Genomic DNA, 24,040 nt, shown 5'->3' with positions numbered 1-24,040 from the left:
AGGAGAACCAGAGAATGTCTAAAGCCTTGAAATCCATGCTCATCGCCGGTGCGGCCGCTCTCACGGTCGGCTCCCTGCCGGCCGTGGCCCAGCAGGCCAACACGCTCACGGTCCTGCGCGTCATCGACGCCGACAAATACGATCCGATCCGCTCCACCGCGACGGCCGCGGCGGAGATCGTCTACATGCTCGCCGATACGCTGGTCAGCATCGATTTCGACATGCAGACGATCAAGCCGCTCCTGGCGAAGTCCTGGGAGGTCTCCGAGGACGGAAAGACCTATACCTTCAAGCTCCGCGAGGATGTGAAGTTCTGCGACGGCCGCCCGATGAAGGCGGAGGACGTCGTCTACTCCCTCAAGCGCTGGACCGATCCCGCTTCCAAGTCGCCAGTCTCCTTCCGCGGCGGTCCCGTCAAGGACATCAAGGCCACCGACGACTACACCGTCGTCTATGAGCTGAAGGAACCCTACGCCGACCTGCTGTTCCAGCTCGGCCTTTCCTTCGCCTCCGTCGTCGACAAGGCGAGCGTGGAGCAGCTCGGCGAGAATTTCGGCGTGCAGGGCTTCAACGCCACCGGTCCCTATTGCTGGGTCAGCTGGACGCCGCGCCAGGACTTCGTGATGAAGAAGAATCCCCACTACACATGGGGACCGGAGATCTACAAGGATCCGAAGCCGCAGGTCGAGCAGATCGTGTGGCGCGTCATCCCCGAGCAGAACACGCTGATGGCCGCCATGCAGGCCAAGCAGGCGGATGCCACCTACTACATGCCCTACATCGCCATCGACACGATCTCCCGCATCCCTGGCATGAAGGTGCAGCAGCAGAAGAACTACATCTACGACGCCTTCATGGGCTTCAAGGTGGATAAGCCGGTGGTGAAGGACGAGGCGATCCGCCGGGCCGTCAACATGGCGACCAACAAGGATGCCATCGCCAAGGCCGTGTATTTCGGCAAGGGCGCGCCGATGCAGTCGCTCCTGAACCCGACCGTTCTGGACTTCGACCCGAAGTCCGCCTCCATGATGCCGAAATTCGATCCTGCCGCAGCCGCGAAGCTCCTCGACGAGGCAGGCTGGAAGGTCGGGTCCGATGGCGTTCGCGAGAAGGACGGCCAGAAGGCGACGTTCACGGTCTACGGACTGCGCAATGCCGTGAATCCCCGCATCTCCGAGGCCATGCAGGCGGATCTGCGGAAAATCGGCATCGACATGAAGATCCAGCTCTGGGACGCCACGGTCGGCTGGGGCAAGCTCGCGACGCAGGAATTCGACGCCTTCTACATGTCGTATCCCTACGTGACGGCGAACGAGGCTCTCAACCTCTATTTCCGCAGCACGCAGACGCCGACGCCGAACCGGATGAACTGGAAGAACGAGAAGACCGATCAGCTTCTCGCCACCGCCACGACCGCGACGGACGATGCGACGCGCAAGGGCGCCAATGCCGCCGTTCAGCAGCAGCTCACCGAAGCGAGCGTCTGGGTGCCGCTGGTGTCCGAGCCGATGTGGCTGGTCACCGGTGAACGCGTCGAAGGGGCTCGGCCGCACGGCGTGTATGGAGCAGGGCTCTACAAGGGCCTCGACATCAAGCTGAAGCGCTGAACGCGAGAGTCGGAGCGACATCCATGACCGTCACCGTGATCAAGAATGCGTCCTTCGTGGTTGGATGGGACGCCGAACATAACAGGCATACCTACATCCAAGGGGGCGACGTCGCATTCGAGAACGGTGAGATCGTCTTCGTCGGACGGGGTTATCAAGGCCCCGCCGACGAAACCATCGACGGGGCCGGGCGCATGGTCATGCCCGGCCTCGTCAACATCCACTCCCATCCCGCAAGCGAGCCTCTGAACAAGGGGTTCCTAGACGAGCTCGGTTCGCCCGCGCTCTACAACTCGTCGCTCTACGAGTACATGACGATCCTGCGCCCGGAGCCGGAAGCGGTCGCGGACTGTGTGCGGGTCGCCTATTCGGAGCTTCTCCTGTCCGGCGTGACGACCCTGACCGACATGTCCGGCGCCCATCCGGACTGGTTCGACCTTGCAGCCCAGAGCGGCTTGCGCGTCTGCATGTCGCCCATGTTCCGCTCCGCCAGCTGGGGCACCCGCAACGGCCACGTCGTGGAGTACGAGTGGGACGAGAAAGCCGGCGAGAAGGCGATGGAACAGGCCCTCGACCTGATCGAGAAGGCGCAGGCCCATCCGAGCGGCCGTCTTTCCGGAATGGTCAGCCCGTCCCAGATCGATACCTGCACGCCCGACCTGATCCGCGACAGTCACGCCGAAGCAAAGCGGCGGGGGCTGCCGTGGCAGATCCATGCGGCGCAGTCCACGGTCGAGTTCCATGAGATCACCCGTCGCCATGGACTGAGCCCGATCCAGTGGCTCGAAAGCCTCGGCGTGCTGGGCGATACCAGCATCGTCGGCCATGGCATCTTTCTCGACGACTATTCGCGCACCGGCTGGCACAGCCGGAAGGACCTCACCATTCTGGCCGAATCCGGAACCTCGGTGGCCCATTGCCCGACGGTCTTCATGAGGCGTGGGATCGCCTTGAAGGATTTCGGGCGCTATCGCCGGGCGGGGGTCAATATCGGGCTCGGGACCGACACGTATCCGCACAACATGCTCGAAGAGATGCGCCACGTGGCCTATGTGGCGAGATTAATGGCGGAAAGCCCCCGGACCCTCACGACCACCGATCTGTTCGAAGCTGCGACCGTGGGCGGCGCACGAGCCCTGCTGCGCGACGACATCGGCCGCCTTGCGCCGGGCTGCAAGGCCGATCTGGTGCTGGTCGACGTCACGCATCCCATGATGCAGCCGGTCCGCGATCCTGTCCGGAGCCTCATCTACGCGGCGGCCGAACGCGCGGTCGATACGGTGTTCGTCGATGGCCGGAAGGTCGTCGAGGAAGGCCGGGTCCTGACCTTCGATTACGAAGAGGCCGCCCTGCGCCTGAGCGAGGCCCAAAGGTGGACGGAGGAGCTTGCTCCGTCCCGCGATTATGCCAACCGCCCGGTCAGCGCCTATTCGCCTCTGACCTTCCCGCTCGCGTAACGGAGACGGCATGTCCGAAACCATCCTCGACATCCGCGGTCTTGTCACAGCCTTCAATACCCGAAACGGGGCGATCCGCGCCGTGGACGGCATCTCGCTGTCCGTCAAAAGGGGCACGACGCTCGGCATCGTCGGCGAGAGCGGCAGCGGCAAGAGCATGCTGTCTCTCTCCGTCATGGGCCTCGTCCCGCCGCCCGGGCGCATTGCCGAAGGGCAGGTGATGTTCCGCGGAACGGATCTGACGAAGCTGCCGCCGTCGAAGATGCGAGACCTGCGCGGAAACCGCATCTCGATGATCTTCCAGGAGCCGATGACGAGCCTCAACCCGGTTCATACCGTCGGGTTCCAGATCGTCGAGGCACTGCGGGCGCACCGCAAGGAAACGGCCGCTCGCCTGAAGGAGGAGGCGATCGAGGCCCTTCGCAAGGTGCGCATCCCGTCGCCCGAGCGCCGGTTCGACGAGTATCCGCACCAGCTTTCGGGCGGCATGCGCCAGCGCGTGATGATCGCGATGGCCCTGGCCTGCAAGCCGGATCTCCTCATTGCGGACGAGCCGACGACAGCCCTCGACGTCACAATCCAGGCGCAGATTCTGGAGCTGCTGCGGGAGCTTCAGGCCGAAACCGGCATGGCGATCATCCTGATCACCCACGATCTCGGCGTCGTCGCGCAGGTCGCCGACGAAGTGGCCGTCATGTATGCGGGGAAGGTCGTGGAGAGGGCGCCGGTCAGCCGGGTGTTCCAGGATCCGCAGCACCCCTACACGATCGGCCTCATGGGCTCCATGCCGCGGATGGAGGAGGACGTGGATCGCCTCGTCGCCATCTCCGGCGTCGTACCGCCGCCCTTCAGGCTGCCGCCAGGCTGCCGCTTCAATCCGCGCTGCCCCTTCGTCGGCAGCGAATGCCGCGTCGAGCAGCCCGCCCTCGCGGCCCTGACCGACGCTCATGCCGTCGCCTGCTGGAAAGCCCCGCTGGAGGAACACGTATGACGAAGCCGCTTCTCGAGCTGGAGGACGTCCGCAAGCTCTACCCGGTCAAGAAGGGCCTCATCGTCCAGAAGGAGGTCGGCACCGTCCGTGCGGTCGATGGGGTGAGCTTCCAGCTGATGCCCGGCGAGACGCTCGCCGTCGTGGGCGAAAGCGGGTGCGGAAAGTCGACGACCGCGCGACTTGCGATGCGCCTGATCGAGTCCACGTCCGGAACGATCCGTTACGACGGGCAGGACATCACCAAGGCCACCCGGCAGGACATGCGGCGCCTGCGCCGCGACATGCAGATCATCTTCCAGGATCCGTATTCGAGCCTCAACCCGCGCATGACGGTCGAGGAGATCATCGCCGAGCCGATGGTCGTTCACAATGTAGGTGACAGGGCCTCTCGCCGGGACCGGGTGCGCGAGCTCCTGCGCCTCGTCGATCTGGCGCCCTACCATGCAGACCGTTATCCGCACGAATTCTCGGGCGGCCAGCGGCAGCGCATCGGCATCGCCCGGGCGCTGTCCGTCTCGCCCCGTCTGGTGGTGTGCGACGAGCCGGTTTCGGCCCTCGACGTGTCGATCCAGGCTCAGATCGTGAATCTCCTGAAGGATCTCCAGAAGGAGTTCGGCCTCACCTATCTCTTCATCTCTCACGGCCTCGCGGTCGTGAAGCATGTGTCCGACCGTGTTGCCGTGATGTATCTCGGGCAGATCGTCGAGATCGCCGACAAGAAGAGCCTCTACGACAACCCGCGCCATCCCTATACGCAGGCCCTGCTGGCGGCTGCGCCGGAGCCTGATCCGTCCCGCCGCACGGCGATGAAGAGCCTGGGCGGCGACCTCCCGAGCCCGCTCAATCCGCCATCCGGATGCCGGTTCCACACCCGGTGTCCGCTGGCACAGGAGCGCTGCCGCTCCGAGGTTCCGGCTCTTCGGGAGATCGGCGCCGGCCATCGGGCGGCCTGCCATTTCGCCGAGAGCGTCCCCGCCTTCGACCGCTTCCGGAATGGAGAGGGCATCCACCCGCGCCTGCAGGAGCGGCTGGCGCTCTATGCCCGCCACAAGGCGGCGCTTGCAACAGTCAGCGCATAACGAAAAGACCTTCAAGGAACGCTCAAATCATGAATGGTGCCGACCGCCTTTGCGAGGAACTCCTCGCAAACGATATCGATGTGTGCTTCGCCAATCCCGGCACTTCGGAGATGCATTTCGTGGCGGCCCTCGACCGCAAGCCGCGCATGCGCTGCGTGCTCGGCCTGTTCGAGGGGGTCGTGACGGCCGCCGCGGACGGATATGCGCGCATGGCCGACAAGCCTGCGGCCACGCTTCTCCACCTCGGTCCGGGTCTCGCCAACGGGCTCGCCAATCTCCACAATGCTCGGCGCGCCTCGACGCCGATGATCAACGTGGTCGGCGAACACGCGACCTACCACATCCGGCACGACGCGCCGCTGACCAGCGACATCGAGAGTCTGGCCCGCCCCATGTCGCAATGGGTGCACCGCATCGAGAATGCGGAGGATGTGGGCCGCGATACCGCAGCTGCCTATGAGGCGGCGATGTCGCTGCCGGGGGTGGCGACGCTCATTCTGCCGGCGGACGCGGCCTGGGGCGAAATCCCGGATACGCCCGTGGCGCGGACGGCATTGCCTCTCCCTGCTTCCGTCGATGCAGGCACCATGCGGAAAGCGGTGGAGGCGATCCGGTCCGGGCGCCGCACGGCACTTCTCCTGAGCGGAAAGGCGCTGAGGGCAGAGGCTCTGGAGACGGCGGCCCGCATCGCCGATGCTGCGGGCGTGCGCCTGATCGCGCAGATGTCCAACGGGCGTATCGAGCGGGGAGCCGGCCGCGTCCCGATCGGCACGGTGCCCTATCCGGTCGACATGGCGCTCGAAGCGCTGAAGGACATCGAGTGCCTCGTCCTGATCGGCTCTCAGGTTCCGGTCGCCTTCTTCGCCTATCCCGGCAAGCCGGGACGCCTGATTCCGGACCATTGCGAGGTGGTCGAGCTGGCGACGCGGGCGAACGACCTGAAGGAGGTGCTGTCATGGCTGGCCTTCGAGCTCGGCGTCAAGCCGGATGCGCCCGTTACGGTCTCGCAGCCCTGCACGGAATGGGAGACGCTGCCCGAGGGGGATCTGACGGAGGACGCCATCTCGATTGCCGTGGCGCAGATGCTGCCGGAGGGGGCGATCATCTGCAACGAATCGCTCACATCGGCCCGCCGCTTCTTCGGGCTGTCCCATCGCTCGGCCCCGCACGATTTCCTGTCGCTGACCGGAGGCGCCATCGGTATCGGCATTCCTCTCGCGGTGGGGGCGGCGGTCGCCTGTCCCGACCGCAAGGTGATCGGCCTGCAGGCCGATGGCAGCGGCATGTACACGGTGCAGGCGCTGTGGACCCAGGCGCGCGAGAATCTGAATGTCGTCACCATCGTCTTCGCCAACCGGAAATACGCCATTCTCCAGGGAGAGATGCGGGCGGTGGGCGCAACCGATTTCGGCCGCAACGCTCAGCGCATGCTCAATATCGATGAGCCTGCCTTGGACTGGGTGAGCATGGCGAACGGAATGGGAGTGGAGGCCGCCCGGGCGACGACCGTCAGAGGGTTCGTGGATCTGCTGAAAGCCGCGATGTCGCGACGTGGTCCGTTCCTGATCGAGGCCGTCATCTGACGTCCGTGCATCGCTGCAACGAAGGTCCCTATCGGCGGATCTTGAGGACTGCGCATCCAGCAGGCATCGGGATCGGGTCTGCAAGGGCCATGCAGGCCCTTGCGTTCACGATGCTGCCGACTGCCTCCGAAAACCTGACAGGCAGCGGGCCAACGAGAAGGCTCGTACCGGCTTCCGCCTGGGCCAAGGACACCGTTGAGACCCCCTGCATCGCCTACCTTGGGCTGCCTGCCAAAGGTGGCCGGGTTGCCCCATGGCGCGGGCTCGTGTAGTTAAGTGGCTGAAAAATATAGAACATTTTAAGTGTTCTAAACTGGACGCGGTTCCGCCGCTCTGAAGAAGGAGGTTCCTCGCGTGAAGTCCGCTCGTTCCCTGCTCGCCGCCACGGCGCTCCTCGGTGCGCTCGCATTCTCGCCCGCCTACAGCGCCGCTCCGGAACCTCGGGAAGTGGTCTCGACCTATGCGGACATCGCGCAGGCCATGTACGAAGATGCGCTGAAGGCCGCCCGCAATCTGAGCAAGGCGGTGGATGCCTTCCTGGCGACGCCGAACGAGGCGAACCTGAAGGCGGCCCGCGAGGCGTGGCTTGCCGCGCGCGTGCCCTATCAGCAGACGGAAGGTTTCCGCTTCGGCAATCCGCTCGTGGACGAGTGGGAGGGCAAGGTGAATGCCTGGCCTCTGGACGAGGGGCTGATCGATTACGTGGACACATCGTCCTATGGCGAGGCGTCGGACGAGAACCCGCTCTACCGCGCCAACGTGATCGCCAACAAGCAGATCCGCATCGGGCGCGACCAGGTCGATGCCGGCAAGATCACCAAGGAGCTCCTGAGCGAGAAGCTGCAGGAGGCGGGCGGCGTCGAGGCCAATGTCGCCACCGGCTACCACGCCATCGAGTTCCTGCTCTGGGGGCAGGATCTGAACGGAACCAAGGCCGGGGCGGGCGCGCGGCCTGCGAGCGACTACTCGCTCGACAACTGCACCCACGGCAATTGCGAGCGCCGCCGCGACTATCTGCGCGCTGCGACGGAGCTTCTCGTGGACGATCTGTCCGAGATGGTCGAGGCCTGGAGCGCCGACGGCGCCGCCCGCAAGGACCTGACGGCGAAGCCCCCCGAAGAGGGGCTGTCCACCATCCTCACCGGACTCGGCAGCCTCTCCTATGGCGAACTGGCCGGCGAGCGCATGAAGCTCGGTCTCATCCTGCACGATCCCGAGGAGGAGCATGACTGCTTCTCGGACAACACCCACAACTCGCACTATTACGATCAGGTCGGCATGACTGCGATCTACAACGGCCGCTACGTTCGCCCAGACGGCAACGTCTTCGAAGGTGCAAGCCTGGCCGAATATGCCAAGAGCAAGGCCGGCGATGCCGCCGGCAAGGTCGAGGCCGCCATGAAGAGCGCGACGGACAAGCTCGGCGCCATCAAGCAGCGTGCCGACAAGGGCGTCGAGGCTTACGATCAGATGATCGCCGAGGGCAATGCCGAGGGCAACCGCGTGGTCGAGGAGGGCGTCAATGCGCTCGTCGCGCAGGCCCGGGCCATCGAGGGATTGGTGAGCGCGCTCGGTCTCAAGATCGAGATCGAAGGCTCCGACAGTCTCGACAATCCCTCCGCGGTGCAGTGAGGCTTCCATGCTGACGCGCCGCACCGTTCTGGGAGGCATGGCAGGACTTGCGGGAGCCGGCGCTCTCGCGGGGACCGGAATGCGGACATCGCCTGCGCGGGCGGGCGAAGGTCTGCCCGCGCGGCCTTCCGTCCCTGCGGGGCGTCGGCACGATCTCACTTTCGTGGCGGCCGAGCGCGAGGCGCGGCTCCTGGGGCCTTCCGGGCCCGTGTCGCGCGTCTGGACCTATACGGACGATCTGTTCGGCGTCGTGCGGATGCGCCTCGGCGACACGCTGCGCGCGCGGCTCGACAACCGGCTGCCGGAGCACACCTCCATGCACTGGCACGGCATCCGCGTGCCCAACAGCCAGGACGGGGTGCAGTATCTGACCCAGCCGCCGGTGAATCCGGGCGAGACCTTCGCCTACGAGTTCACGCCCCCCGATACGGGCACCTTCTTCTTCCACCCGCATTGCAACGAAACCGGGCAGGTCGGCCGCGGGCTTGCCGGCATCCTGATCGTCGAGGGTGACGAGCAGGAGCCGTCCCATGCCGATCTCGTGCTCGCCAGCAAGGACTGGCGCTTGGCTGAGGACGGATCGTGGCTGTCCTTCGACACCCTGGAAGGCGCAAGCCGCGCGGGCACCTTCGGCACCGTGCGCGCGGTCAACGGGGAGCAGGCCTTCTCGGCGGAGGTTCCCGCCCATGGGGACATTCGCCTTCGCATCCTCAATCTCGACGCCACCCGCATGATCGAGGTCGGCGTCGAGGGAGCCGAGGCTTACGTGATCGCCACCGACGGCAATCCGATCACGCCTTTCCCGCTGCACAGCTGGCGCCTTGGCGCGGCGATGCGGCTCGACGTGCTCGTGCGCGCGCCCGCCGCTGGCAGGACCTTTCGGGTGCTCGACTACTTCTCCGCCGAGCCCTGGCCGTTGGCGACGGTGAGGGCGGCCCCGTCCGGCCTGCAGCCGCGTCCCTTCTCGCCCAAGCCGCTCTACGTATCGAGCGTGCCGCGCGCCGATCTGAAGAATGCCGAGCGCATGAGCTTCGCGTTCAGCGCCGCGACGGGCGCGGCCGGTTTCGTGCAGGCGGTGGCGCAGGACGATCCTCTCGCCAAGGTGCTGCTCGACTCGCTCTGCGTGCAGGAATCGACGTTCTGGGCCATCAACAAGGCCTCCTGGCCCAATGCCGATCACCGCCGGATGCCTCCACCGCTCGCCATGCTGGAGGCGGGTCGATCCTACGTGTTCGAGCTGATGAACGCGACGCCCCATCCGCACCCGATCCATCTTCACGGCCACATGTTCGAGGTTCTCTCCGCCTCGCGTTCCGACGTGCCGCGCTTTCTCGCAGACACGGTGCTGCTGCATCCGAAGGAGCGGATCGAGATCGCCTTCGTGGCCGAGCGCGGCGACTGGATGTTCCACTGCCATATCCTGGAGCATCTGGAGTTCGGCATGATGGGCTATGTGAGGGCCGTGTGATGCGCGCCGCCCTCGGCCTCGCCCTGGCAGGCATCGCGCTCGCGGGGAGCGCGGTCGCCGAGGGGCGGATGAGCCGCACCATCGGAAAGGCGCTGTTCGAACGGGCCTGGGTGCCCGCGCCGTCCTCGACGCGGGCGAATGACGGGCTCGGGCCACTGTTCAACGCCCGGGCCTGCATCTCCTGCCATGCGGGCCTGGAGCGCATGCCCGTTGCGACCGACGCCTCGGGCAAGATCGTGAGCGACAATCTCGTCCTGCGCTTCTCGGACGGGGCGGGCAGGCCTGATCCGGTCTATGGCAGTCAGCTCCAGACCGCCGGGGTGCCGGGCGTCGCGCCCGAAGGCCGTCTGGCCTTTGACGAGACAGGACCCATTCCCCTTGCGCTGGCCCATGGGTCGCCCGCATCCGGCACCCGCCACGGCGCGCGTCTCGCGCCGGCCTTGCGTGGGCTCGGGCGCCTGGAGGGCGTCCCCGATACGGTCCTGAGCGCCCTGGCCGATCCGGCCGACGAGAACGGCGACGGCATCTCGGGCCGCGTCGGCCCTGTCCGGGCGCCCGATGGCGCGCAGCGGGTCGGGCGCTTCGGCTGGAAGGCATCCGCGGCGAGCCTTGCCGGCATGGTCGAAGCGGCCTTCTCGACCGATCTCGGCCTCTCGACGCCGGGACGGCCCGCGCCCTGGGGCGATTGCGGAGAGCGTCAGCCGGAGTGCCGTGCCGCGCCTCATGGCGGAAGCTGGAACGAGCCCGAAATCACGGGCGAGCTGGTCGCCATGATCCGCGACTACCTGGCCGCCGTTCCGCCGTCCGCGCGCGCCGCACCGGCCGACCATACACGGGGCGAAAGCACTTTCGCGCGCATCGGCTGCGCCGCCTGTCACGTGCCCGCCTTGTCCTCGCCGCGGGGATCGGTGGAGGCCTATACCGATCTTCTGCTGCACGACATGGGCGAGGAGCTCGACGGCGGCGCGACGGAGCCGGGCGTGGAGGCCCGCGAATGGCGCACGGCGCCGCTCTGGGGCCTCTCGCGGATTCTTGCATCCGGCGCCGGGCTCCTGCATGACGGGCGCGCTACGACGCTCGACGGGGCGATCCGCGCCCATGGCGGGGAGGGCGGCCATGCACGCGCGCGCTACCTCGCTCTCGACCATGACGAGCGGGAACGGCTTCTCGCCTTCCTGTCCTCTCTCTAGGAGCTTGCTGTGCCACGTCTTCTCGCCGGCATCGTCTTCGTTCTCGTCTTCGCATTCGGCATCCCTGCGAGCGCGGCCGACCACCGGGAGACGGCGCTCCGGGCTGCGCGCGACTTCGTGCTGCCGCGCTACGAGGCGCTGGCCGCCGCCACGTCGGCCCAAGCCCGAGCCTGGGTTGAATTCTGTAAGACATCGCCGCCGCGCGATCCGGCGCCTCTCGACGCGGCCTTCGGTGCCGCCGCGGATGCGTGGGCCCGCATCGAATTCCTGCGCTACGGCCCCATCGAGGCGGAGTTCCGCTTCGAGCGCATGGCCCATTGGCCGGAGCGCCGCAACGCCGTCTCGCGGGCGCTGTCGGGCCTCGTCGCCCGCCCGGATGCGGAGGTCTTCGCGCCGGAGCGCTTCCGGGAAACGAGCGTCGCCGGACAGGGGCTCTCGGCCCTGGAGCGGCTTCTGTTCGAGGACGGGACCCGTTCCGCTCTCCGTTCCGGCGCACCGCCCGCCGAGCGGCTTTGCCGGACCGGGCAGGCGATTGCGAACGTCCTGGCCTCGACCTCGCGCGATGTTGCCGACGAGTGGCGGCGCGACACCTTGCCGGCGCTGGAGAATGCAGGCGAGGCGCAGGCGCGCGAGGCGGTGACGCGCTTCGCGACGGAGCTGATGACCGGGCTGCAGGTCGTCGAGGAGCTCAAGCTCGGCGGCCCGCTCGGGCGCGGCATCGATGCCGCCCGTCCGAGCCTCGCCGAAATGTGGCGCAGCGGACGCGCGGCGCGGACGATCCGCCTCAACCTCGAAGCCGCGCGTGCGCTGGCGGCGGCGCTGCTCGGCCCGCAGGCGGACGGGGAGGGACGCACCGTCGTCGACACCATCGGAGGCGCGTCCCTGATCGCCGAAGGCACCCCGGAGGATCTCGGCGAGGCCGCGGCCGATCCGGCCCGGCGATCCCGCGTCGTCCTCCTTCGCGACGCCGTGGCCTCGGCCCGAGCGGTGACGGCGGCCGCTCTGCCGCCGATCCTGGACATCACGACAGGGTTCAATTCACTCGATGGCGATTGACCGCAGAAGCTTTCTCGCCGCCCTCGGATCCGCAATCGGCGCGGGGCTCGCCCCGCGCGCCGCGCTGGCGGGAGAGCCCGTCTACGTGTCGGCCTGCGCGGACGCGGCGGGCGTTCACCACGTCGCGGCGTTCTCGCTCGACGGAAGCCTGCGCTTCGCGACGACTCTGCCCTCGCGGGGGCACGACATCACGCTGCGCCCTGGCGGACGCGAACTCGTCGTCTTCGCGCGCCGACCCGGCAACTGGCTCGCCGTGCTCGATCCCGGCAGCGGACACGTCCGAAAGGTGGTGCCTGCAGCGCCCGACCGGCACTTCTACGGCCACGGCACGTTCTCGCCCGACGGCCGGCTGCTCTTCGCCACGGAAAACCGCATCGTGACTGGCGAGGGGATCGTCGGAATCTACGACGCCGATGCCGGTTATGCCCGCATCGGCGAGATGGCCACGAACGGGCCCGGTCCGCACGACCTCGCCTTCCTGCCCGGCGGCGAGCGCCTCGTGATCGCCAATGGCGGCGTGCGCACGCACCCGGACAGCGGCCGCAAGGCCCTCAACGAAGGCGCCCTCGAACCGAGCCTGGCGCTTCTGCGCGCCGGAACCGGCGAGGTCGAGAGCGTGGTCGAACTCGGGCGGGATCTTCGCAACCTCAGCATCCGGCATCTGGCCTGCGCGCCGGATGGCGAGACCGTGTTCGGGTGTCAGTTCAAGGGCGATCCGCTCGACATCGTCCCTCTGGTCGGGATTCTCACCGCCCGCGGCGAGACGATCCTTCTCGACATGCCGGAGGACGATCTCGCCTCGATGGCGAACTATGTCGGCTCCGTGTCCCTGGACCGATCGGGGGAGCTGATTGCCGCGACGAGCCCGCGCGGCAACGTCGTGGCGATCTGGGACAGGGCCTCGCGCCGCTATCTGGGACGCACGCGCATGTCGGACGTCTGCGGAGTGGCGCCCGCACCGCAGAACACGGCCTTCCTCGTCACCTCGGGCAACGCGGGCGTCGGTCTGACGGGATTGGACCGGCAGTCCGTCGAGCGCGTCGGCGGCGATCTCGCCCGGTGGATCTGGGACAATCACGCCCGGCGCGTCGTTCCCTCGGTCTAGTCTCGGTCGCATCGAGGGAACGCCAAGCTCCGGCCGCACGTTGGCGGGTTACGGGAGCCTTTTGCCTGCCACCGTGAAGGGCTCTGGCCATGACAGAAGGGAGGCCAGTTTGGACGAGCTCACGACCATTGCCTATTGCGGCTCTCCTCCGGTGCCGGGTTCCGTGGCCTGGAACACGGATCCGATCCTGATCGGCATCCTGGCGGCCACCGCAGGCCTCTATGCACTCGGATGCCGGAGAAGCGCGACGGTGGACGGGCGCCGGCAGGCGAGCTTCTATCTGGGCTGGGCCATTCTCGCGGCGGCCCTCGTCTCGCCCCTGTGCAACCTGAGCGTGGCGCTCTTCTCGGCCAGGGTCGCGCAGCACATGATCCTGACCCTCCTGGCGGCGCCTCTCGTCGTGCTTGGACAGCCGGGCGCAGCGCTTCGCGCCCTCGCTCCCGGATGGACGCTCGGACGGCTTGGCCATGCGGCGGAAAGGCACCTGCCTGCCATCGCCACCATCGGCTTCGCCGTCACGCTCTGGACCTGGCATCTGCCCGGCCCCTACGACGCCACGCTCCGGAGCGACATCGTCTACTGGATCATGCACCTGACCACCTTCGCGGCGGCGCTGGGGCTCTGGCACACCCTGTTCAGCCGCATGGAACGCGTCGGCTCCACCATCCTGGTGAGCTTCGCCACCACCATTCAGATGAGCCTCCTGGGCGCTCTCCTGACCCTGGCGCCGCGCCCGCTCTTCGAGCCGCATGCCGGCACGACCTGGCCCTGGGGTCTCTCGCCCCTGGACGACCAGCAGCTCGGCGGCGTGATCATGTGGGTGCCCGGTGGGTTGCTTTTCACCCTCTTCGGGCTGGCCGCCATCGCCGTCGGGCTGCAGCGCCTCGGCTCGGCGGGGCCGGACCCTGTGGTTCGCGGATCTTAAATTCCGCCCGGCGCCGGCTGAAGACGGCGCGGACGCGGGGCCGATTGCCATCTGAAAATCCGGGTCTCAGCCCGGGTTCGATCCCCAGGCAGCGGCCTTCGAGAGAAGCTAGATGCAAATCATTTGCAATTGCATTGACGACTGCAAATCATTTGCACTAGCATTGCAGAGTGACGGAAGCCGCGCCTGCGGCCTCGTGCCCGACCGGCCGGAGATGCCGGAAGAGGAGAGGACGATCCCGATGCCCCTGTCGAAGCGACGTTTCCTGGGTCTCGCTGCCGCGCTCGCCGCGCTGGCGGCCTTCTCGGGCGCCGTGCCTCCGGCCCGGGCGCAGGCCGGGCCGATCAAGGTGGTCGCCACGACGGGCATGATCGCCGATGCCGCCCGGCAGGTCGGGGGCGATCTGGTCGAGGTTAAGGCCCTCATGGGGCCGGGCGTCGATCCCCATTCCTACCGGCAGACGCGCACCGACATCGTCGCCATGATCAATGCCGACCTCGTGCTGTGGCATGGTCTCTATCTCGAAGCGCAGATGGAGGATTTCATGCGCGACCTCGGCCGCAAGCGCGCCGTGGTCGCGGTGGCCGAGGCGCTGCCGAAGGAGAAGCTTCAGGCTCACGACGATTACGCCAACAAGTTCGATCCCCATGTCTGGATGAATCCGGACCTGTGGTCGCACGTGGTCATCGCCGTTCGCGATGCGCTCATTGCGGCTAGGCCCGAGGCGAAGGCCACGTTCGAGGCCAATGCCGAGGCTCATCTGAAGGACCTGGCGGAACTCGCCGCCTATGCGAAGAAGGTGCTCGCCTCCGTTCCTGCCGAGAGCCGCGTGCTGTTGACCGCCCACGACGCCTTCAACTATTTCGGCGCGGCCTACGGTTTCGAGGTGCTCGGCATCCAGGGCATCTCCACCGAGAGCGAGGCGGGACTGAGCCGGATCTCCGAACTCGTGGACATGCTCGTCTCCCGCAAGGTCCGCGCCGTCTTCGTGGAGACCTCCGTCTCCGACCGCAACATCCGCGCCCTCGTGGAGGGCGCCGCAGCGCGGGGCCACAAGGTTATCGTCGGCGGCGAGCTGTTCTCCGACGCCATGGGCGAGAACGGCACCTACGAGGGCACCTATCTCGGCATGATCGACCACAACGCGACGACCATCGCGCGGGCCCTTGGCGGCGACGTGCCCGAACGCGGGATGCGCGGCCGTCTGTCGGTCGGAAGCTGAGAGGCCATGCCATGACAGCCGCCCCTGTTCGGATCGCCGTCAAGGAAGGACGAGCCATGCACGCGGCCCATGCTGCCGATCATCCGCTCGTCGTCCAGGGCATGACGGTGTCCTATGGCGAAAGGCCCGCGGTCTTTTCCGTCGATGCGGCCGTACCGTCCGGGAGCATGGCCGCGATCATCGGCCCCAACGGGGCGGGCAAGTCGACGCTCCTCAAGGCCGCCCTCGGCATCGTGCCGCCGCTCTCGGGAACGGTGACGGTCTTCGGCCGACCCCTGGCGGAAGCCCGGAGCCGCATCGCCTATGTGCCCCAGAGGGCGAGCGTCGACTGGGATTTCCCGGCGCGGGTGATCGATGTCGTCCTCATGGGGCTCTACCGGGAACTCGGACTCCTCCGCCTGGTGCGGAGGCGTCATCGCGAGAAGGCGCTCGCCTGCCTGGAGCGGGTCGGCATGGCCGATTTCGCGGCCCGCCAGATCGGCCAGCTCTCGGGCGGCCAGCAGCAGCGCGTGTTCCTGGCCCGGGCTCTCGCTCAGAATGCCGATCTCTATCTGCTCGACGAGCCGTTCGCCGGCGTCGATGCCGCCACGGAGAAGGCCATCATCGACGTGCTCAAATCGCTGAAGGCGGAAAGGCGCACAGTGGTCTGCGTCCACCACGATCTCGCAACCGTGGTGGATTATTTCGACCATGTGCTCCTCATCAACGTGCGCAAGATCGCCGAGGGGCCGGTGGCCACCACGTTCACGGCCGAAACCCTTCAGGCCACCTATGGCGGGCGCCTGGCGACGACGCATATCGACCAGCTCAAGCTGCCCACGGCCTGAACCGATGCTGAGTCCTTTCGTGAGCGCTCTGCTGCTGCAATCGGGCTATAACGCCGCTCTGGTCGCGGTCGGGGCCGCGCTCCTCGGCATTGCTGCCGGAAGCGGCGGCGCCTTTCTCTTCCTGCGCAAGCGCGCCCTCGTCAGCGATGCGGTCGCCCATGCCACGCTCCCGGGCGTGGGGCTCGCCTTCATGGTCATGGTCGCCCTCGGCGGCGACGGGCGCAATCTCCTCGGTCTGCTGCTGGGCTCCGCGCTGTCGGCGTGCCTCGGCCTCCTGATCGTCGAGTGGATCACGCGCCGGACCCGTCTGGCCGAGGACGCGGCCATCGGCGCGGTCCTGTCCGTCTTCTTCGGCTTCGGCATCGTGCTTCTGACGGTCATCCAGACCATGTCCCGCGGCAAGCAGGCGGGTCTCGAGGGCTTCCTGCTCGGCTCGACGGCCGGCATGCTGTTTCAGGACGCCGTCATCATCGCCATCGGCGGCGTCGGCGCCATCGCCACGATCGTCCTGCTGCGGCGACCGATGACGCTGGTGGCCTTCGATGCGGAATTCGCTGCCGCCTCGGGCGTTTCCGTCCGCACCATCGACCTCGCGATGATGCTGCTCGTCATGGCCGTCACAGTCGTCGGGCTCAAGGTCGTCGGCCTCGTTCTCGTCGTCGCCATGCTCATCATCCCGTCGGTGACGGCGCGGTTCTGGACCGACCGGACCGACCGGCTGGTGGGCATTGCGGGTCTTGTCGGCGGCGCCTCCGGCTATGTCGGCGCAGCCTTCTCCGCGTCCGCGCCGCATCTGCCGACGGGGCCGATCATCGTGCTCGTCTGCTTCGCGCTGTTCCTCGCATCCCTCCTGGTCGCGCCCGTCCGGGGCGTGCTGGCCGCTCTCCTCCGCCGCCGGCGCTTTCAGGTGCTGGTGCATCGGCGCCAGGGCCTGCTCTCCCTTGCCCATGGGGAGCCGATCTTCGATCCGCTGACCCTCGCCGTGCTGCGCCGCTCCGGACTGATCCGCCGGGACGGCGTTCCGACTGAGGCCGGCAGGGCGCAGAGCGCGAAGGTGCTCCGCGACGAGCGGCGGTGGGACATCGCACGGCAGATCTACCAGGACGACGCGGTGCCCGGTCGGTACGACGGCCTGACGCCCATCGAGACAGTGCTGACGAGGGACGAGATCGCGGAGATCGACCGCCGCATCGGCAGCCCTTCGGTCGTGGGAGGGGCAGCCTGATGGGCGCCGAGTTTGTCCAGTTGAGCCTCACGCCCCTGGCGATCGGCGTTCTCGCCGCCATCGCCTGCGCCTTGCCGGGCAATTTCCTGATCCTGCGCCGGCAGGCTCTCATCGGCGATGCGATCAGCCATGTCGCCCTGCCGGGGATCGTCGTCGCCTTCCTGATCACCGGCACGATCGCCACCTGGCCGATGATGATCGGGGCCGCAGGCGCGGCCGTCGTGGCGGTGGTGCTGATCGAGGCGATCAGACGGCTCGGCCGGGTCGAGCCGGGAGCGGCCATGGGCGTGACCTTCACGTCCCTGTTCGCGGCGGGTGTCCTGCTGCTGGAGCAGAGCGATACCAGTTCCGTGCATCTCGACGTGGAGCACGCGCTCTACGGCAACCTCGAAAGCCTGATCTGGCTGTCGGCGGAGGGCTGGGGCTCGCTCCTCGACCGGGAGGCGCTCGCCGATCTGCCGCCGGAACTCGGACGCATGGCGGCGGTGACCTTGCTCATCGCCGTGCTGACCGCCTTGTTCTGGCGCCCTTTGAAGCTCTCGACCTTCGACGAGGGATTTGCCGCCACCCTCGGCATCCGGACCGGGCTTCTGAGCCTCGCGTTAGTGATGACGGCCGCCGTCGCGGCGGTGGCGGCGTTCGATGCGGTCGGATCGATCATCGTGATCGCCATGTTCATCTGTCCGCCGGCCGCCGCGCGGCTCATGACCAACCGCCTGGAGGTGCAGGTGGCGTGGAGCCTGGTCTTCGCCACCCTGTCGGCGGTTCTGGGCTATGTGCTGGCGGGGTACGGGCCGCTCTGGCTCGGCGGCAACGATGCGGTCAGCGCGGCCGGGATGATCGCGACCGTATCGGGCGTGATCCTGGGACTTGCCTGCTTCTTCGCGCCGCACCGCTCGCGCATCGGCGCGCCGCGTGAAGCGGAGGGGTGAGGTGGAAGGTCAGGAGGCCGCCCAGTCGCGCCGTCGCGTCGAACCGGATCTGGGAGGTTTGCCGCCGATCGCCGCAACAGCATTCCGGCCGTCGGATTTCGCCCGGTAGAGAGCTTCGTCCGCTTCCCCGAGCAGGTGCTCGACCGTGCTGGCATTCGCGGTCGCGCACCCGACGCTGACCGTTGCCTGGATGGGCAGTCGCAGAACGGCTTCCGCGGCCGATGCGAATGACTGCCTGATGTCCTCCGCGACGGCTCGAGCCTCATTCCTGTCGAGAGGCAGAACCGCCGCGAACTCGTCGCCTCCCAGACGCCCGAAAGCCTTTCCGGGGACCTTTTCGCTGAGCGTTCGGCTGAAGATGCGCAGCGTCTGATCCCCAATGTCGTGGCCATGATGGTCGTTCAGGCCCTTGAACCGGTCGAGGTCGAACAGCAGGCAGCTCACGGGTTTCTGGCCCGCCGCCCTGATCAGGCCCGAGGCCCTGTCGAAGAAGGCGCGCCGGTTGGGAATGCCGGTCAGGGGATCGACGAGGGCGGCATGCTTGTAGGCAATCTCCATGCGCTCCTTGGCCATCGACAGGAAGATGAAGGCCAGAGCCGGCATGTAGACGACGAGGATGAGCGCCATCTCGGACGACCAGCGTTTGGCAAAGACGTCGATCCAGAACACCGAGGTCGCCGACACGCCGAGCACGCCCCGGAACGCATTGAAAACGGTCAGGCCGACGAGGAGGAAGACCGCTGTGAGCTGGGATGTCAGGCGGTGCGGTCCGTGTCGCCAGAGTTCCCAGGCCGAAAGTCCGGCATAGGTGCCTGCGATCAGGGACATGACGAGCAGTCGGGCCCCTGCATTGTCCAGGATGGCCAGGAACGCAACCAGCCAGACCACGAGGCCAACGACGAGCGACTGGAACGCGCCCGAACGGCCGTTGAACACCCTGCATCCCGAATAGAGGGCGCCGTAGGCCAGGGCCATGAAGCCGTTGGCGACGAGAAGCACCCTCATGCCCGGGGGGCTCTGGTCCAGGCTCACGAGAGCCATGCCGCAGAAGACGAGGACGAATGCGCTGCCCCACCAGGCGAGGGCGGTAATCGTGCGGTTGATGAGCCAAGCGAACAGAAGCAGGATTCCGAGGACCGCCGTCGTCAGAACGAACACGAAACCAAGCGTCGGTGGGTCTAAGTTCATTGGTGAAAAATGATTCGATGAAATAGGTCGGGACGAGGCGGTTCCGGACTCTAGCGCGGGAAGCTGGCTCGATGCTTGTCTCCCGACGACCTCCGGGCCCGATTACAGCAAGTCGGCTTTCCCGGCTAGCCACAGGCAGGGATCGCGCATGCTGAACCTTACGAAAGCTTAATGTCAGCATTCAGTTTGCGTTCACTGGCCAGGAGCCAATTTCGTATCCGGCATAAGACATATCGATGCCTGTGGAGATAGTCGTGAAGAGAGTTGTTTCAGGTCTTTGTGCGTTGTCGCTCGCCTTTACTTTCGCAGGATCCACGTTGTCGAGCGCGAATGCTGCACCGTTTCCAGCAATTTCTGGAAAGGGCGGTGATGATGTTGTCCAGCAGGTCCAGTTTCGCCGCGACGGCGACCGGGATCGGTTCGAGCGCCGCTTCGAGCGGCCGCGGTTCGAGCATCGCGGCAGATGGGGCTACTACAACGGTCATCGCGGCTTCAGGGAGTACCGCCGTGGCTATCGCCACTACAATGGTTGGTGGTTCCCGCCGGCGGCTTTCGTTGCCGGTGCCATCATCGGCGGCGCCATTGCCAACCAGCCCGCGGTCGCAGCGGCCCCCGTCTATGCTCCGGTCCGCCTGAGCGCGGCGCATATGGCATGGTGCGAGCAGCGCTGGAAGTCCTACCGGGTGTCGGACAACTCCTATCAGCCCTATAACGGGCCGCGGCAGGCCTGCGTGTCGCCCTACGGCGGATAAGTCCCGAACAAGCGACTGATCGAGGCGGCTCATCGCGAGCCGCCTTTTTCTTGTGCCGGCGCGCCAGCCTTGACAATTCCGTGATGTGCGCTGTCCTTGACCGGCCGAGGAAGCGCTCCAGCCTCTATAGCGTCTCCCCGACTGCTGATAGGTGGCTCATGTCGAGACTGGCTGTCATTCTCCTCGCGATCCTGTTCGGCACGCAGGCCTGGTCTCAAACGAGACCGAACACCACGGCCATGAGTTGTGCCCAAGCGGCCGGTCTCGTGCGATCCCAGGGCGCGATCGTGCTGAACACCGGCCCCTACACCTATGACCGCTTCGTGAGCGGTGGCGGCTTCTGCGCGGTCACCGAAGGATACGAGACGGCCTGGGCTCCGACCGCCGACAATCCCCAGTGCTTCGTCGGGTACCGGTGCCGAAGTGTCGCTCCGGGCCAGTCCAACAGGTAGGTTGCGGGCGAAGCGCCGGCCGCTCCTCCCGGCCGGGCGGAAAACGGTCCTTGGGCGATCGATCTTTTCCTCTATATGTGCATGCCGTGCTGCGCGAACGGCCCCGCTTCGCTCGATGGAATCCTTGGATCAATCTGCCTCACCAAATCAGGATCTCGGCGAACGGGAGTTCCGCGAGCTTGCCGACTTCGCCCCCGTCATGATCTGGCGCTCGGGCCTCGACAAGCTGTGCGACTGGTTCAACAAGCCGTGGCTCGACTTCACCGGACGCCCGACACTTTCCAAGCCGATCGAAATCCGCAACCTCGAAGAGGCTTTGGAGAAAGTGCTCGGCCACTGAACCCGGAAAGCGCGATGTCTCAGGTGAACCCTGGCTTGCTAGGCAATCCGAGCCGCTTGAGCATCATCACGACGGGGCACATGCCCGTAAACGATGCCTGCACTAGGTGAGCGCCGAGAATGCCGGTGAGCCAGAGCCAGTTGAGGTTCACGTAGACGGCGAGCAGGATGCTGACGATGATGAGCCCGCCCACCGTCAGAAGAATCGCGCGTTCGACTGTCATTGCTTTGCCTCCGTCAGAGACCGACAGGGATCTTACACCGAAATGGGGGACGGACAAAGGATACGCTTGTCCGTCCATACCCGTCTTCAGGGGCGCTCCTAGAGCAGGGCGTCCGCCCGCGCCGCCGCGAGGGCCTCGGCGTCCGAGATCGCACAGAGGAACGCTTCCTCGCAGTGCAGGACCTTGCCGCAGAGATTGCCCGTGCAGGCGGATTTCCCGTTGGAGCACTGCTTCCTCTTGGGGGCGGCGAAGCCGGTCCAGAGCGGCAGTCCCAGCGCCGTCCAGACTTCGACGAGAGCCGCGCTCAGAGCCGCGATGTGCTCGTCGGTGTGGAGCGGTGTGGGCGTGATGCGCAGGCGCTCGGTGCCGCGGGGCACGGTGGGGTAGTTGATCGGCTGGATGTAGATCCCGTGCTTTTCGAGAAGCCGGTCGGTCGCGGCCTTGCAGGCTTCCGCATTGCCCACGATCACGGGCACGATATGCGTCGGCGTGTCGAGGAGCGGAAGCCCGGCGAGCGACAGGGCGTCCTTGGTCTTGGCGACTTGGAGATGCTGGCGCTGCCGCTCGATGGCTGAGCCCTTGAGGTGGCGGACGGAGGCTGTCGCCGCCGCCGCGACGGCGGGCGGCAAGGCGGAGGTGAAGATGAAGCCGGGCGCGAAGCTCCTTACCGCGTCGACGATCGTCGCGGAGGCCGCAATGTATCCGCCCATGACACCGAAGGCCTTGGCGAGCGTGCCCTCGATCACGTCGATCCGGTGCATGACGCCGTCGCGTTCGGCGATGCCGCCGCCCCGGGGGCCGTACATGCCGACCGCATGGACCTCGTCGAGATAGGTCATGGCATCGTAGCGCTTGGCCAGATCGCAGATGGCGTGGATCGGCGCGATGTCCCCGTCCATGGAGTACACGCTCTCGAACACGATCAGCTTCGGCCGGTCCCCGGCCGCCTTGAGCAGCTCCTCCAGGTGGGCGAGATCGTTATGGCGGAAGATCTGCTTGTCGCAGCCGGACTGGCGCACGCCCTCGATCATCGAGTTGTGGTTGAGCGCATCCGACAGGATCAGGCAGTTCGGGATGAGCTTGGCCAGGGTGGAGATGCCGGTCTGGTTCGAGACGTAGCCCGAGGTGAAGACGAGGCCCGCCTCCTTGCCGTGCAGGTCCGCAAGCTCGGCCTCGAGCTCGACGATGGGGTGGTTGTTGCCCGAGATGTTGCGCGTGCCGCCGGCGCCGGTGCCCAGGCGCCAGGCCGTTTCGACCATGGCACGGGTCACGTCCCGGCTCTGGCCCATGCCCAGATAGTCGTTCGAGCACCATACGGTGATCTTGCGGGTGCCGTCCGGGCTGTGCCACAGGGCCTCCGGAAAACGGCCCGCCAGGCGCTCGATGTCTGCAAAGACGCGGTAGCGCCCTTCGGCCTTGAGACGGTCGAGAGACGCCCGGAAGAAGCCGTCGTAGTCCGCGGCCCGAGGCGCGGCGCGCGGCGGCCGGCTTTCCTCTTCGATCCCGCCCGGGACCGGGAGCCAATGGGTTGGGTCAAGTTCGCGCATGAGGGTGGCGGCGTCCACCCATTTGCCGTCGAAGAAGCGGCTCGTCTGCCAGCCGGCGCCCGAGGCGCAGTGAACCAGGATCGTGCCGTTCGCTCCATCGTTCTTCGGTGCCGTCGCAATCGGTTGGGGCTTGCTCCAGTTGGCGTTCATTGTCGGTCCCTCCAGCTGAGGAAAAGCTTAGCACTCCCCTGACAGGCGCCCACGGACCAAGGACGGCGCGGAGGAGGGACTAAGGTCCGATGAAGGTGATAAAACTAGCGGGCGTTGGGGCCGACGGAGTCTGAGACTTGCGCAAACGGTCAAGCTTCGTCATCTCTCGCGCGCTCGCCGGAGCCGCAAGGATTCCGGCTGGGCTGATTCCCTCCTCACGGACCTGACCGACCATGTCGCATCACCGCGAATTCCCGCCGCTGTCCGGCGCTTCCGCCTTGAAGCCCCTTCCATCGTTGATCTTCGGCTCTCGCTGGCTGCAACTGCCGCTCTATCTCGGGCTCATCGTGGCGCAGGGCGTCTACGTTTTTCTGTTCCTGAAAGAGCTGTGGCACCTCGTGCTGCACGCGACCGAATTCACCGAGCAGCAGATCATGCTGGTGGTGCTCGGGCTGATCGACGTGGTGATGATCTCGAACCTTCTGATGATGGTCATCGTCGGCGGATACGAGACCTTCGTGTCGCGCCTGCGGCTGCACGAGCATCCGGACCAGCCTGAATGGCTGGGCCACGTGAATGCGAGCGTCCTCAAGATCAAGCTCGCCATGGCCATCATCGGCATTTCGTCGATCCACCTGCTGCGGACTTTCATCGAGGCGGGTCATGTCGGCATCCCCGGCAAGAGCAACTACACGGAAACCGGCATCATCCTCCAGACCATGATCCACGCGGTCTTCATCCTCTCCGCCATCGGCATCGCCTATGTCGACAGGATGTCGGCCTCCACGCCCGACAAGGCTCACTGACCGGACGCGGCGAGGGCGGGGCCGCATCTCGCGCCCCGCCGGAATGGGATGTCAGCGCCACAGGCCGCCGAGGGGGAGCAGCGGGTCATCCTCCTCAGGGATCCAGAGCGGCTGCGGTTCGGCGGCGGGGAGCAGGCTCAGCACGAACGCCCTCGCGATGTGAAGAGAGAGAAGCGTCTTCATCGGCCACCTCCTTCGATGGATGGGCCGGAGGCTAGCGCAGGCTCGGTGCCGCGACTGTGACCGACCTCACGTCGGGGCGGCGGGTGGAACGTTCCGGCGC

Annotated in this window: 23 protein-coding genes; 19 read left to right on the top strand and 4 right to left on the bottom strand. The window is 66.7% G+C overall.

Annotated elements, in window-relative coordinates; genetic code table 11:
• Nucleotides 1-14 precede the first annotated feature (14 nt).
• The 15 genes from ACFOYU_RS13720 (at nucleotide 15) to ACFOYU_RS13650 (ending at nucleotide 18,299) form a co-directional block, all read left to right on the top strand.
• A complete protein-coding gene (locus ACFOYU_RS13720; RefSeq protein WP_377034033.1) occupies nucleotides 15-1,607 on the top strand; it encodes an ABC transporter substrate-binding protein in 1,593 nt (530 codons plus the stop codon).
• Between the two features lie 23 nt (nucleotides 1,608-1,630).
• Complete coding sequence (locus ACFOYU_RS13715; protein ID WP_377034032.1) at nucleotides 1,631-3,064, top strand: amidohydrolase family protein; 1,434 nt, start codon at nucleotides 1,631-1,633, stop codon at nucleotides 3,062-3,064.
• Between the two features lie 10 nt (nucleotides 3,065-3,074).
• Nucleotides 3,075-4,055, top strand: coding sequence for an ABC transporter ATP-binding protein (locus ACFOYU_RS13710; protein ID WP_226735992.1), 981 nt, complete (start codon nucleotides 3,075-3,077; stop codon nucleotides 4,053-4,055).
• Entirely contained in the window at nucleotides 4,052-5,134 is a 1,083-nt protein-coding gene (locus ACFOYU_RS13705) for an ABC transporter ATP-binding protein (protein ID WP_377034031.1), read from the top strand. Before ACFOYU_RS13710 ends, ACFOYU_RS13705 begins: the two co-directional genes overlap by 4 nt.
• 29 nt (nucleotides 5,135-5,163) lie before the next feature.
• Nucleotides 5,164-6,717, top strand: coding sequence for an acetolactate synthase large subunit (locus ACFOYU_RS13700; RefSeq protein ID WP_377034030.1), 1,554 nt, complete (start codon nucleotides 5,164-5,166; stop codon nucleotides 6,715-6,717).
• Between the two features lie 354 nt (nucleotides 6,718-7,071).
• Nucleotides 7,072-8,349, top strand: a complete 1,278-nt coding sequence (locus ACFOYU_RS13695; RefSeq protein ID WP_377034029.1) for an imelysin family protein — start codon at nucleotides 7,072-7,074, stop codon at nucleotides 8,347-8,349.
• Nucleotides 8,350-8,356: 7 nt separating this feature from the next.
• A complete protein-coding gene (locus tag ACFOYU_RS13690; RefSeq protein WP_377034028.1) occupies nucleotides 8,357-9,817 on the top strand; it encodes a multicopper oxidase family protein in 1,461 nt (486 codons plus the stop codon).
• Entirely contained in the window at nucleotides 9,817-11,007 is a 1,191-nt protein-coding gene (locus tag ACFOYU_RS13685; RefSeq protein WP_377034027.1) for a di-heme oxidoredictase family protein, read from the top strand. Before ACFOYU_RS13690 ends, ACFOYU_RS13685 begins: the two co-directional genes overlap by 1 nt.
• A gap of 9 nt (nucleotides 11,008-11,016) precedes the next feature.
• Nucleotides 11,017-12,063, top strand: a complete 1,047-nt coding sequence (locus tag ACFOYU_RS13680; protein WP_377034026.1) for an imelysin family protein — start codon at nucleotides 11,017-11,019, stop codon at nucleotides 12,061-12,063.
• The gene (locus tag ACFOYU_RS13675) at nucleotides 12,053-13,168 is read left to right on the top strand and encodes a DUF1513 domain-containing protein (protein WP_377034025.1); all 1,116 of its coding nucleotides are present in this window, start codon (nucleotides 12,053-12,055) and stop codon (nucleotides 13,166-13,168) included. Before ACFOYU_RS13680 ends, ACFOYU_RS13675 begins: the two co-directional genes overlap by 11 nt.
• Nucleotides 13,169-13,277: 109 nt before the next feature.
• Nucleotides 13,278-14,093 carry a cytochrome c oxidase assembly protein gene (locus ACFOYU_RS13670; protein ID WP_377034024.1) on the top strand — a complete coding sequence of 272 codons (816 nt, stop codon included), beginning with the start codon at nucleotides 13,278-13,280 and terminating at the stop codon, nucleotides 14,091-14,093.
• 241 nt (nucleotides 14,094-14,334) lie between these two features.
• A complete protein-coding gene (locus ACFOYU_RS13665) occupies nucleotides 14,335-15,315 on the top strand; it encodes a metal ABC transporter solute-binding protein, Zn/Mn family (protein ID WP_377034023.1) in 981 nt (326 codons plus the stop codon).
• 11 nt (nucleotides 15,316-15,326) lie between these two features.
• Nucleotides 15,327-16,142: a metal ABC transporter ATP-binding protein gene (locus ACFOYU_RS13660; RefSeq protein ID WP_377034022.1), complete on the top strand. Its 816-nt coding sequence runs from the start codon at nucleotides 15,327-15,329 to the stop codon at nucleotides 16,140-16,142.
• Between the two features lie 19 nt (nucleotides 16,143-16,161).
• On the top strand, nucleotides 16,162-17,367 hold the full coding sequence (locus tag ACFOYU_RS13655) for a metal ABC transporter permease (protein ID WP_377034021.1): 1,206 nt from the start codon (nucleotides 16,162-16,164) through the stop codon (nucleotides 17,365-17,367).
• The gene (locus ACFOYU_RS13650) at nucleotides 17,367-18,299 is read left to right on the top strand and encodes a metal ABC transporter permease (protein WP_377034020.1); all 933 of its coding nucleotides are present in this window, start codon (nucleotides 17,367-17,369) and stop codon (nucleotides 18,297-18,299) included. The genes ACFOYU_RS13655 and ACFOYU_RS13650 overlap by 1 nt, the downstream gene beginning before the upstream one ends.
• Nucleotides 18,300-18,308: 9 nt before the next feature.
• Here ACFOYU_RS13650 and ACFOYU_RS13645 read toward each other — a convergent pair whose 3' ends face one another.
• Complete coding sequence (locus ACFOYU_RS13645) at nucleotides 18,309-19,487, bottom strand: GGDEF domain-containing protein (RefSeq protein WP_377034019.1); 1,179 nt, start codon at nucleotides 19,485-19,487, stop codon at nucleotides 18,309-18,311.
• Nucleotides 19,488-19,723: 236 nt separating this feature from the next.
• On the opposite strand from ACFOYU_RS13645, the gene ACFOYU_RS13640 reads away from it, so the two are divergent.
• The 3 genes from ACFOYU_RS13640 (at nucleotide 19,724) to ACFOYU_RS13630 (ending at nucleotide 21,031) form a co-directional block, all read left to right on the top strand.
• A complete protein-coding gene (locus ACFOYU_RS13640; RefSeq protein WP_377034018.1) occupies nucleotides 19,724-20,239 on the top strand; it encodes a BA14K family protein in 516 nt (171 codons plus the stop codon).
• Between the two features lie 158 nt (nucleotides 20,240-20,397).
• Nucleotides 20,398-20,691: a hypothetical protein gene (locus ACFOYU_RS13635; RefSeq protein WP_377034017.1), complete on the top strand. Its 294-nt coding sequence runs from the start codon at nucleotides 20,398-20,400 to the stop codon at nucleotides 20,689-20,691.
• Nucleotides 20,692-20,815: 124 nt separating this feature from the next.
• Nucleotides 20,816-21,031 carry a hypothetical protein gene (locus tag ACFOYU_RS13630; RefSeq protein ID WP_226735964.1) on the top strand — a complete coding sequence of 72 codons (216 nt, stop codon included), beginning with the start codon at nucleotides 20,816-20,818 and terminating at the stop codon, nucleotides 21,029-21,031.
• A gap of 19 nt (nucleotides 21,032-21,050) precedes the next feature.
• Here the strand turns inward: ACFOYU_RS13630 and ACFOYU_RS13625 are convergent, their stop codons facing one another.
• Both ACFOYU_RS13625 and hemA read right to left on the bottom strand, forming a co-directional pair.
• Nucleotides 21,051-21,254, bottom strand: a complete 204-nt coding sequence (locus tag ACFOYU_RS13625) for a DUF2892 domain-containing protein (protein ID WP_226735962.1) — start codon at nucleotides 21,252-21,254, stop codon at nucleotides 21,051-21,053.
• Between the two features lie 98 nt (nucleotides 21,255-21,352).
• Nucleotides 21,353-22,951 (bottom strand): 5-aminolevulinate synthase, encoded by a 1,599-nt coding sequence (hemA, locus tag ACFOYU_RS13620; RefSeq protein ID WP_377034016.1) that lies wholly within the window; start codon nucleotides 22,949-22,951, stop codon nucleotides 21,353-21,355.
• Nucleotides 22,952-23,184: 233 nt separating this feature from the next.
• On the opposite strand from hemA, the gene ACFOYU_RS13615 reads away from it, so the two are divergent.
• A complete protein-coding gene (locus ACFOYU_RS13615; RefSeq protein ID WP_377034015.1) occupies nucleotides 23,185-23,757 on the top strand; it encodes a TIGR00645 family protein in 573 nt (190 codons plus the stop codon).
• 51 nt (nucleotides 23,758-23,808) lie between these two features.
• Here the strand turns inward: ACFOYU_RS13615 and ACFOYU_RS13610 are convergent, their stop codons facing one another.
• Nucleotides 23,809-23,940 (bottom strand): hypothetical protein, encoded by a 132-nt coding sequence (locus ACFOYU_RS13610; protein ID WP_377034014.1) that lies wholly within the window; start codon nucleotides 23,938-23,940, stop codon nucleotides 23,809-23,811.
• Nucleotides 23,941-24,040: the final 100 nt, after the last annotated feature.

It is taken from the genome of Microvirga sp. GCM10011540 (assembly GCF_042650665.1).
Taxonomy (GTDB): domain Bacteria; phylum Pseudomonadota; class Alphaproteobacteria; order Rhizobiales; family Beijerinckiaceae; genus Microvirga; species Microvirga lenta.
Note: the sequence above shows the minus strand (reverse complement) of the source record. Positions and strands in the feature narration are given on the sequence as shown.

Bases quoted from the DNA above. Each gene is read 5' to 3' on its own strand.
- ACFOYU_RS13720 (WP_377034033.1), top strand. From the start codon at position 15: ATGTCTAAAGCCTTGAAATCCATGCTCATCGCCGGTGCGGCCGCTCTC.
- ACFOYU_RS13650 (WP_377034020.1), top strand. From the start codon at position 17,367: ATGGGCGCCGAGTTTGTCCAGTTGAGCCTCACGCCCCTGGCGATCGGC.
- ACFOYU_RS13640 (WP_377034018.1), top strand. From the start codon at position 19,724: ATGCCTGTGGAGATAGTCGTGAAGAGAGTTGTTTCAGGTCTTTGTGCG.
- ACFOYU_RS13715 (WP_377034032.1), top strand. From the start codon at position 1,631: ATGACCGTCACCGTGATCAAGAATGCGTCCTTCGTGGTTGGATGGGAC.
- ACFOYU_RS13625 (WP_226735962.1), bottom strand. From the start codon at position 21,254: ATGACAGTCGAACGCGCGATTCTTCTGACGGTGGGCGGGCTCATCATC.
- ACFOYU_RS13665 (WP_377034023.1), top strand. From the start codon at position 14,335: ATGCCCCTGTCGAAGCGACGTTTCCTGGGTCTCGCTGCCGCGCTCGCC.
- hemA (WP_377034016.1), bottom strand. From the start codon at position 22,951: ATGAACGCCAACTGGAGCAAGCCCCAACCGATTGCGACGGCACCGAAG.
- ACFOYU_RS13690 (WP_377034028.1), top strand. From the start codon at position 8,357: ATGCTGACGCGCCGCACCGTTCTGGGAGGCATGGCAGGACTTGCGGGA.
- ACFOYU_RS13705 (WP_377034031.1), top strand. From the start codon at position 4,052: ATGACGAAGCCGCTTCTCGAGCTGGAGGACGTCCGCAAGCTCTACCCG.
- ACFOYU_RS13685 (WP_377034027.1), top strand. From the start codon at position 9,817: ATGCGCGCCGCCCTCGGCCTCGCCCTGGCAGGCATCGCGCTCGCGGGG.
- ACFOYU_RS13710 (WP_226735992.1), top strand. From the start codon at position 3,075: ATGTCCGAAACCATCCTCGACATCCGCGGTCTTGTCACAGCCTTCAAT.
- ACFOYU_RS13675 (WP_377034025.1), top strand. From the start codon at position 12,053: ATGGCGATTGACCGCAGAAGCTTTCTCGCCGCCCTCGGATCCGCAATC.
- ACFOYU_RS13660 (WP_377034022.1), top strand. From the start codon at position 15,327: ATGACAGCCGCCCCTGTTCGGATCGCCGTCAAGGAAGGACGAGCCATG.
- ACFOYU_RS13615 (WP_377034015.1), top strand. From the start codon at position 23,185: ATGTCGCATCACCGCGAATTCCCGCCGCTGTCCGGCGCTTCCGCCTTG.
- ACFOYU_RS13700 (WP_377034030.1), top strand. From the start codon at position 5,164: ATGAATGGTGCCGACCGCCTTTGCGAGGAACTCCTCGCAAACGATATC.
- ACFOYU_RS13645 (WP_377034019.1), bottom strand. From the start codon at position 19,487: ATGAACTTAGACCCACCGACGCTTGGTTTCGTGTTCGTTCTGACGACG.
- ACFOYU_RS13610 (WP_377034014.1), bottom strand. From the start codon at position 23,940: ATGAAGACGCTTCTCTCTCTTCACATCGCGAGGGCGTTCGTGCTGAGC.
- ACFOYU_RS13635 (WP_377034017.1), top strand. From the start codon at position 20,398: ATGTCGAGACTGGCTGTCATTCTCCTCGCGATCCTGTTCGGCACGCAG.